The organism is Marinobacter sp. UBA2498 (assembly GCF_002341575.1).
In the GTDB taxonomy this organism is placed as follows: domain Bacteria; phylum Pseudomonadota; class Gammaproteobacteria; order Pseudomonadales; family Oleiphilaceae; genus Marinobacter; species Marinobacter manganoxydans.
In genome coordinates, this window is sequence record NZ_DDOI01000020.1 from 923 (window position 1) to 9,589 (window position 8,667).

General features: G+C 58.7%; 8 protein-coding genes. 5 read left to right on the forward strand and 3 right to left on the reverse strand.

Features of this window, described 5'->3' with window-relative positions; all coding sequences use genetic code 11:
• The 3 genes from B2W52_RS01985 to pedF all read right to left on the reverse strand — a co-directional run.
• On the reverse strand, window positions 1-1,427 hold a 1,427-nt coding region (locus tag B2W52_RS01985), incomplete at its 3' end, for a PQQ-dependent methanol/ethanol family dehydrogenase (RefSeq protein ID WP_286801089.1).
• 193 nt (window positions 1,428-1,620) lie between these two features.
• Entirely contained in the window at window positions 1,621-2,577 is a 957-nt protein-coding gene (locus tag B2W52_RS01990; RefSeq protein WP_286801090.1) for a substrate-binding periplasmic protein, read from the reverse strand.
• An 89-nt stretch (window positions 2,578-2,666) separates the two neighbouring features.
• Complete coding sequence (gene pedF, locus B2W52_RS01995) at window positions 2,667-3,095, reverse strand: cytochrome c-550 PedF (protein WP_230705617.1); 429 nt, start codon at window positions 3,093-3,095, stop codon at window positions 2,667-2,669.
• A gap of 260 nt (window positions 3,096-3,355) precedes the next feature.
• Here pedF and B2W52_RS02000 point away from each other — a divergent pair, with 260 nt between their 5' ends.
• From B2W52_RS02000 to B2W52_RS02020, 5 genes are all read left to right on the forward strand, one after another.
• Entirely contained in the window at window positions 3,356-4,528 is a 1,173-nt protein-coding gene (locus B2W52_RS02000) for an ABC transporter substrate-binding protein (RefSeq protein WP_286801091.1), read from the forward strand.
• Between the two features lie 41 nt (window positions 4,529-4,569).
• Entirely contained in the window at window positions 4,570-5,544 is a 975-nt protein-coding gene (locus B2W52_RS02005; protein WP_286801092.1) for a YVTN family beta-propeller repeat protein, read from the forward strand.
• Entirely contained in the window at window positions 5,541-6,263 is a 723-nt protein-coding gene (locus B2W52_RS02010) for an ABC transporter ATP-binding protein (RefSeq protein ID WP_273093934.1), read from the forward strand. Before B2W52_RS02005 ends, B2W52_RS02010 begins: the two co-directional genes overlap by 4 nt.
• Window position 6,264: 1 nt before the next feature.
• Window positions 6,265-7,071: an ABC transporter permease gene (locus B2W52_RS02015; protein ID WP_286801093.1), complete on the forward strand. Its 807-nt coding sequence runs from the start codon at window positions 6,265-6,267 to the stop codon at window positions 7,069-7,071.
• A 253-nt stretch (window positions 7,072-7,324) separates the two neighbouring features.
• On the forward strand, window positions 7,325-8,359 hold the full coding sequence (locus tag B2W52_RS02020; protein WP_008172057.1) for an IS110 family RNA-guided transposase: 1,035 nt from the start codon (window positions 7,325-7,327) through the stop codon (window positions 8,357-8,359).
• Window positions 8,360-8,667: the final 308 nt, after the last annotated feature.

Here is an 8,667-nt window from a genome sequence, read left to right on the forward strand (position 1 = left end):
TCTATGGCACGGAGCACGCCGATGTAATCGTCATTAGCTGGCTTGATGGTAAAGCCCGCACCCAGGAAAGCCGCGCCTTTCTTGTAGGAAACTGGCTCGTTCCAGATATCCATGGACCACTCGTTCGAGGGCACGTAGAACAGACCGGTCTGCTGGCTGAAGGCCATGGGCATCCAGTTCTTGCCGCCGAGGAAGGCTGGCTGAGCCAGAACCATTTCACCCTTGCCACCTTCCATATCGGCAGGATTGCCCGGGCGTCCGCCCTCGGTGTAAATCGGACGGCCGGTCTTCGGATCCAGGCCCTCTGCCCAGGTGATCTTGTCCACGAACGGGAAGCCACGAATAAAGTCACCGTTCTCGCGGTTCAGTACGTAGAAGAACCCGTTACGGTCGGCGGTGGCCGCTGCTTTCACGGTTTTACCGTTCTCTTCGTAGTTGAAGGAGATCAGTTCGTTAACACCATCATAGTCCCAGCCATCGTTCGGGGTGGTCTGGAAGTGCCACTTGATGCTGCCGTCGTCCGGATCAATCGCCAGTCGGCTTGAGGAGAACAGGTTGTCGCCGGGGCGCAGGTGCGAGTTCCAGGGCGCCGGGTTACCGGTACCAAAGAACAGGGAATCGGTGTCCGGATCGTAGGTGCCGCCCAGCCAGGTAGCCGCGCCGCCGTTCTTCCACATTTCGCCGGGCCAGGTCACGCCTGCCTTGCCACCGGAAATGCCGTTTTCGATCTTTTTGCCATCCTTGTAGACATAGCCCATATGGCCTTCTACCGTCGGACGGGTCCATACCAGATCACCGGTATTGGCATCGTAGGCTTCCACCTTGCCGACAATACCGAATTCACCACCGGAAACGCCGGTAATGACCTTGCCCTTGATGACCATGGGCGCGGCGGTGATTGCATAACCGGCCTGGTAATCGGCCACCTTCTTGATCCACATCGGCTTGCCGGTGTCCTTGTTCAGGGCAACCAGTTTGGCGTCCAGGGTACCGAAGATCACCTTGTCGCCGTAGATGGCGGCACCGCGGTTCACCACGTCACAGCAGGGCATGATGCCATCGGGCAGACGGGCATCGTACTGCCAGATTTCTTCGCCGGTCCTGGCATCGATGGCATAGATGCGGGAGTAGGAGGCGGTCACGTACATGACGCCGTCCTTGATCAGCGGCTGGGATTCCTGGCCGCGCATTTTTTCGCTGCCGAAGGAGAAAGCCCAGGCCGGCTGCAGATACTGAACGTTGCTGGTGTTCAGATCTTCCAGAATGCTATAGCGCTGTCCCTGGGTACCCATGCCATAGCTGACAATGTCTTCAGGGGTCTTGTGATCGTTGATGATGTCTTCGTCGGTTACCGCATGGGCCCCGTAGGAAACAGCCATGGCCAGGGCGCTGGCCGCAATGCGAATCCCGAACTTGTTGGTTCTCATGGTTGCGCTCTCCAAGTCTCTTGTTTTCAGTTCTCTTGAGTTCGTTTCAGGCCGAACCGGGAACTTTTCCCGCCTCTGATACGATTCTTCGCCTCGGGGGCAAAACCAACAATTGCTCGCCGGAACAGGTTTTCTCATCACTTGGTAGTACGACTACACCGGATCTTCCGGCCCCGGCGTTCGGGGCAAACCCTCAGAGATCCCCTTCAGCCCTGGCGATAGCCTGCTCATCCAGAAATTCCCGGTAATAACCCGGCACGCTGTATCGGAGTTTCTGGCTGGCCATCAGCTCGTTCATCTCGCCGGTCTTCACCAGCCTGTCGATGATGGCTTCAAGGGCATAGCCCAGCTGGCGATGGGTGTGTTTGATCGCCATACCCACATCCCAGACCTGTTTGCCGATACCCGGAAACCCGTTTCCAGCGGCTTCGAACATGGCGTTCTCGGATTTGGCCAGTTCGTGATCGATCTCCGAGCGCATACCCATGACGGCACTTACTTCACCCTTGCGCATGGCCTCGAACGCGTCCGCCACGTTGGTGTAATGGCGAACCTGTTCCCGCATGCGGCCGCCGAACGCGGAGGTCAGATAAAAATCAGGCAAGGTATCTATCTCGACGCCAATACGGTTGTATTGAAAAACCGCCACGGTTTCGACGGCATCGAGCTTTTCGGGGTTGTAGGCAATCTGCCAGGTTTCCTGCTGATAGGGGCCGAACAGAACGACCTGTTCGTTGATGTACTCACCGGTGGAATCCTGCATGTAGGCATAGGTCTTGTCGTAGGGCACCCGGAGCATCACATCCGCAAGCCGCTGTTTGGCCAGGTAGTGCCCTTTCCAGACGTTGTTACGCAAGTCGTCTCCGAGATTCTCGTCGGGGATGATCCAGTGCACCTTGAACTCAACGCTCATTTCCTCGGCAATCCGCCGCCCGAGTTCGATGTCGATACCCATTGGCTCACCATCAACCTCGTAGGAATAAGGCGGGAAATTCTCATAGACACCGACCTTCAGGTAGCCGGAATCCAGGATGATGTCGTAGGTGCGCTCCGCAGGCCGGTTGAGCAATTCGTTCCCGTCGTTAACCTCCTGGGCCAGGACCACCTGGGCGAACAGCAACAGGGCAAGTATTCCAAGTAGACTTTTCATTGTTTTCTCCCTCCTTTTCTCCCAACGACGAAGGGCCGGCACAGGGCCGGCCCGAATTCAGGCGCTCGTTTTGACAGTAGCCGCGCTCATCACTCTGGCTTGGGCAGGGATTCCACATAGGTGCGGATTGCCCACATGGCGTTCTGGTCCATGCTCTTTTTCCAGGACGGCATTCCGCGATCGGTACCGTTCATAACGCGTCCGATGTAGTACTCGTCATCCCACTCGGTCAGTTCGCGAAGATCCGGCGTGAGACCGCCGGACATCGCCCGAATGCCATGGCACGCGGCGCAGTTGCCAGCGTAGGCACTCTCGCCGATTTTCGCGGCCTGGGCGTTGAACTCGCCGAATTCATTGCCCTCGCGGAAGGGGTTCTCGATGCGCACCTCATCGCCCAGCTCCGGCAGGTTGCCCGTATCCACTTCCTGTGGTGTGACATTGCCGTGGGCAATAGCGAAGCCGGCCAGGCCAAACATGGCCGAAGCCACGATGGTTTTGAGTGAAAAGGACATTGCCATTGGTCTTACCTCTGTTATTGGATTCCCCGTGGTTGGCTATTGGATTTGTCAGTTGCCAACTTGCTGACCACCAGTCTAGGAATCCCCATGTCCAATCCGAATGCCACTTTGGGGGTTTTGGCTTAGTTCCTTGGTAGTAGATTTTTGGTCCCCGAGAGGAAATCTCATCCTTTGGTACTGCCTGATTCCTACTTTCTGAATATTTCCGGGCGTTTCCCCCTTCCATAAGCTGGAAGCACAACAACAAACCGGAGAATCCCATGTCTTTTCTGTCCCGGACGGCGGCCACTTCACTGGTAACGCTGGCGCTGACAAGCCCGATAAAGGCGGAATCCCTGGATGTGCAGATCGGCTACCTGCAGTGGGTGCCAGACCAGGGGCCGGTGCTTTCCAATGTGATTCCGGAACCTGAAGACGCCGGTTTGCGAGGGGCTGAACTGGCCATCAACGACAACAGCACAACCGGCAAGTTTCTGGGCCAGGCCTACTCACTCCGGAGTGAGGTTGCCGATTCGGAAGAAGCGGCCATCGCGGCCTTTGATGCCATGCGTGAGAGCGGCATTGAGCTCTTCGTGGTGAACGCTCCGGCCCAGACCTTGAAGACCATCACGGGCAAGAGCGGCGACAACACCCTGGTCTTCAACGCTGGCGCCAAGGACGATGCCCTGCGCACCGGCCAGTGTCACGTGAACCTGCTGCACACCATCCCCAGCTATTCGATGCTCACCGACGCCCTGGGCCAGTGGCTGAATAAGCGACGCTGGGATGAGGTTTTCCTGATTACCGGGCCGACTGAAGCAGACAAGGGCTGGGCCGATGCCTTCCGCCGTTCCGCCAAGCGCTTCGGGCTGGAGATCGTCGAAGACAAGCCCTGGACCTTTGACGCCGACCTGCGCCGTACCGCCTCCAAAGAACTACCGCTGTTCACCCAGGCCAGTGATTATGATGCGGTTGTAGTCGCTGATGTACGGGGCGATTTTGGCGAGTACGTGCCTTTCAACACCTGGCTGCCGCGCCCGGTGGTGGGCACCCAGGGCATGTCACCGGTCACCTGGCATCGGGTGGTGGAAAGCTGGGGTGCCGCGCAACTTCAAAACCGTTTCCGCGAATTGGCTGGGCGGGATATGAACGGTGAAGACTACGCGGCTTGGGCTGCCATTCGGTCAATGGGTACGGCAGTGACCGACCTGAATTCTGCGCACCCCACCGACATCCGAAATTTCCTGTTCAGTGACAAATTCCAGCTGGCCGCGTTCAAGGGCCGCAAACTCACCTTCCGCGACTGGAACGGCCAGCTGAGACAGCCGATTCCACTCGTGCATCCCCGGGGGCTGGTAGCACGAGCTCCTTTTGAAGGCTTCCTGCACCCGAATACCGAAATGGACACCCTCGGCTTCGACAGACCTGAAAGCGAGTGCCGGATTAACGGCTGAGCCCATGCCGGCCAACGTTCAAAACAAAAAGGAGTCACACCATGAAAACCCTGTTCAAACAGACCGCACTGGCCGCCATGATCGGCCTGTCGACACCGGCACTGGCCAGCGTGGCCTATGTGTCCAACGAGAAAGATAACACCCTGTCGGTGATTGATACCGAAACCCAGGAAGTGATTGAAACCATCGACGTCGGCCAGCGGCCCCGGGGCATTCTGCTCTCCAAGGACTATACCAAGCTCTACATCTGCGCCAGCGACGACGACACGGTTCAGGTGCTGGATCTGGCCACCCGCAAGATTGTGGACACCCTGCCTTCCGGTGAAGATCCGGAGCAGTTCGCGCTGCACCCGAATAACAAGCACCTCTACATCGCCAACGAGGACGACGCCATCGTGACGGTGGTGGATGTGGATACCAAGGATGTTCTGGCCCAGATCGATGTGGGCATTGAGCCGGAGGGGATGGCGGTGAGCCCGGACGGCAAGTGGGCGGTAAACACCTCCGAAACCACCAGCATGCTGCACTGGATCAACACCGAGACCTTCGAGATCGAGAAAAACATTGTGGTGGGTCAGCGCCCGCGCCACGTGGAGTTCAGCAAGGACAGCAAGATTGCCTGGGCCTCCGCCGAAATCGGCGGCACCGTGCACATCATCGATGTCGACAACCTGGAGCAGATTCACGAGATGTCCTTCAAGGTGCCTGGCGTTAATCAGGATCGGGTCCAGCCGGTGGGTATTGAACTGACGTCCAATGGCAAATACGCCTTCGTAGCGCTCGGCCCCTCCAATCATGTAGCGGTTGTTGATGCCCAGACCTATGAAGTCCTGGATTACCTGCTGGTGGGCGCCCGGGTGTGGCAGCTGGATCTGGACAAGGACGAGAAGCACCTCTACACCACCAATGGTGTGTCCGGCGATGTATCCGTGATCGATGTGGAAGACCTGAAGGTCATCAAATCCATCAAGGTAGGCCGCTACCCCTGGGGTGTGGTCATCGATCCGACGTCATGACCATCGAAGCGAGCAACCTCAGCTTTCGTTACGGCGACAAGCCGGTGCTCCGGGAGGTCAGCTTTACGCTGACCTCTGGCCGTTTTCACGCGCTGCTCGGGCCCAACGGCGCCGGCAAATCAACCCTGTTTGGTTTGCTCACCCGACTGCTGGCCCTGCAGCAGGGCGAACTCCTGCTGGCCGGGCAGTCCCTGAAAAAACAGCCGGCCGAGGCCATGCGTCAGATCGGCGTCGTATTCCAGCAGAACGCCCTGGACCTTGATCTGACCGTGCGCCAAAACCTGCAATACCACGCCGCGTTGCACGGTCTGTCCCGCAAGGAAGCCAGGGTTCGGGTTGATCGGGAACTGGAACGCTTTAGCCTTGAGGACCGGGCCAACGACGCTGTCCGCCAGCTCAACGGCGGCCATCGTCGGCGAGTGGAAATAGCACGGGCCCTGCTTCACAACCCTTCCCTGTTGTTGCTGGACGAGCCGACGGTGGGCCTGGATGTCGCCAGCCGCAAAGCGCTCAACGAGCACGTGCGAACCCTGTGCGACGAAGACGGACTGACCGTGCTCTGGGCCACGCACCTGATTGAAGAAGTCCGCGCCGACGACCGCGTGCTGATCCTGCATCAGGGCCAGTTGCTCGCCGACGGCAACGGCCAGGCCATCTGCGACGCCGAAGGCACCCGCGACCTGGCTGAAACCTTCCATGCCCTGATCGGAGCCGGCTGATATGAACGCAGCGCACTACTGGCACTGTTTTGTTGGCATCCAGACCCGTGAATGGCTGCGGTTCTGGCAGCAGCGCACTCGCTTTGCCAGCGCCCTGGTCCGGCCACTGCTTTGGCTGGTGGTGTTTGCCGCCGGGTTCCGGGCGGTTCTTGGCATTTCCATCATTCCGCCCTATGAAACCTACATCACCTACGAGACCTACATTGCCCCCGGGCTATGCGGCATGATCATCCTGTTCAACAGCATGCAGGGAGCCCTGTCCATGGTGTACGACCGGGAGCTAGGCAGCATGCGGGTGCTGCTCATGAGCCCCCTGCCCCGGCCGTTCCTGCTGGTCACCAAACTGCTGGCCATGGGCGTGGTGTCCATTGGCCAGGTGTATGTGTTCCTGCTGCTGGCACTGCTGGTGGATGTGGAGCCACCGCTATGGGGTTACCTCGCGGTGTTGCCAGCGCTGATTCTGACCAGTCTGATGCTTGGCGCTCTGGGCCTGCTGATCGCCACCTGGATCAAACAGCTGGAGAACTTCGCCGGGGTGATGAACTTTGTCATTTTCCCGATGTTCTTCATGTCCTCGGCGCTCTATCCGCTCTGGCGCATGAACGAGGCCAGCCCCTGGCTGTACTGGATCTGCCAGTTCAATCCGTTCACCCACGCGGTCGAGGCGATCCGCTTCTCGCTGTACCTGGAGTGGAATCCGATGGCTTACGGGATTACCGCCGGTGTGACGGCGGTGCTAGCGCTACTGGCCACGGCAGGCTTCCGGCCCCAACGCACCAGGATAATTGGGGCTTCCAAGCCGGCTTGATTTGGTGCCAGTGGTCAGCGCGGAGAAGGTTTCCAAAACACGCTCCTTACGGCACATCCCTGTGACGCTTGGGCTCCGCCATCCCTGGCTCCGCACAGTTTTGGAAACCTTCTCCCCGCTGACCACCCATACTCCGTGCAAACCGCCAACACAGGTAGGTCGATGAGATGGTCTCCTCCCCTCCTAATCGGCGTCGCAATGCGCCAGGATAGGGAAGGAGAATTTTCCTATCAGAAACGAGTGGGAGGAGACCATGAGTAAGGTTACAACGGTTGGCATTGATCTCGCAAAGAACACGTTTGTCCTTTTTGGGCTGGGCCCTAAAGGTCACAGCGGGTGGAAGCGCAAAGTGCGCCGCAAGCAGTTGCTGGAGCAGCTGGTGCGTTTGGAGCCTTGCACAGTCGCTCTTGAGGCGTGTGGGAGCTCGCACTATTGGGCTCGCCAGATACGAGCGTTAGGGCATCAGGTTGAGTTGTTACCGCCTCAACATGTGAAGGGCTATCTTCGAGGTCAGAAAAACGATTACAACGATGCTCAGGCCATTGCGGAGGCCAGTGAACATGGGCGAATTCGCCCGGTGCCGATCAAAGAGGTCGAGCAGCAGGATGATCAGATGCTGCACAAGCTGCGCCAGGGCGTGAGCAAGGATCGGGTACGAATCAGCAATCAGCTTCGAGGATTGCTGGCCGAGTACGGTGTGATCATGCCCCAGGGAATAGCGGCGCTGCGCCGGGAGCTGCCACTGGCACTGGAAGACGCTGACAACGGGTTGAGCGAGCGGGCCCGGCAGTTGTTGCACCGCCAGTATCAGCGTTTTCTGGAAGTAGAGCAGGAACTGGCCTGGTACGACCAACAAGTAAAGCAGAGATCGAGACAGGATGAGACCTGTCGGCGCCTGCAAGCGATACCGGGCGTTGGTGAAGTCGTCGCCAGTCTGCTGAAGGGCTGGATGGGTGATGGCCGCCAATTCCGGCGAGGCCGAGACGCTGGCGCAGCGCTGGGCCTGATCCCCCGTCAGAACAGCACCGGGGGCAAAGACGTCTTACTGGGAATCAGCAAGCGAGGCGACCCGTACGTACGCGCCCAACTGGTTCACGGGGCGAGAGCGGTGGTTGCCCGTGCGGACGGGAAAATGGACCGCCTCAGCCGATGGATCCAGCGACTCAAGGCAGAGCGAGGGTTCAACAAGGCAACCGTCGCATTGGCCAACAAGTTGGTTCGCATTGCCTGGGTGATTATCGCCCGAGGCGAGCACTACCAGCCATCGGAGCAACGGCTGGCGGTATGAATAAGTCAGGGATTGACTGAGCTAAATCACCGACGCGACGTCGGAAAGTAAAGCGGTTACCCTTCCCGCAGGTTGCGAGGGTCACAGCAATCGATGGCATAACAGGTCAGACCGGCCTGCCGAAAACCTGACTAATCCAAGGGCCCCAGAGGCCGTTAGGTCGATAAGGACGGCAGGCGCGGATCTTCCATCAAGGCCAGAGGCGACAAAGCCGCCTCATCAAACAGGCCGGATATACGGGCGCAAACCTGTCCCTGACATTGAGTGCTGAGACCTTGCAAACGGGGAGGAGACCATATACGGATTAG

Excerpts from the sequence above, each read along its gene's own strand:
- B2W52_RS01990 (WP_286801090.1), bottom strand. The coding sequence starts at position 2,577 with ATGAAAAGTCTACTTGGAATACTTGCCCTGTTGCTGTTCGCCCAGGTG.
- pedF (WP_230705617.1), bottom strand. The coding sequence starts at position 3,095 with ATGGCAATGTCCTTTTCACTCAAAACCATCGTGGCTTCGGCCATGTTT.
- B2W52_RS02000 (WP_286801091.1), top strand. The coding sequence starts at position 3,356 with ATGTCTTTTCTGTCCCGGACGGCGGCCACTTCACTGGTAACGCTGGCG.
- B2W52_RS02005 (WP_286801092.1), top strand. The coding sequence starts at position 4,570 with ATGAAAACCCTGTTCAAACAGACCGCACTGGCCGCCATGATCGGCCTG.
- B2W52_RS02010 (WP_273093934.1), top strand. The coding sequence starts at position 5,541 with ATGACCATCGAAGCGAGCAACCTCAGCTTTCGTTACGGCGACAAGCCG.
- B2W52_RS02015 (WP_286801093.1), top strand. The coding sequence starts at position 6,265 with ATGAACGCAGCGCACTACTGGCACTGTTTTGTTGGCATCCAGACCCGT.
- B2W52_RS02020 (WP_008172057.1), top strand. The coding sequence starts at position 7,325 with ATGAGTAAGGTTACAACGGTTGGCATTGATCTCGCAAAGAACACGTTT.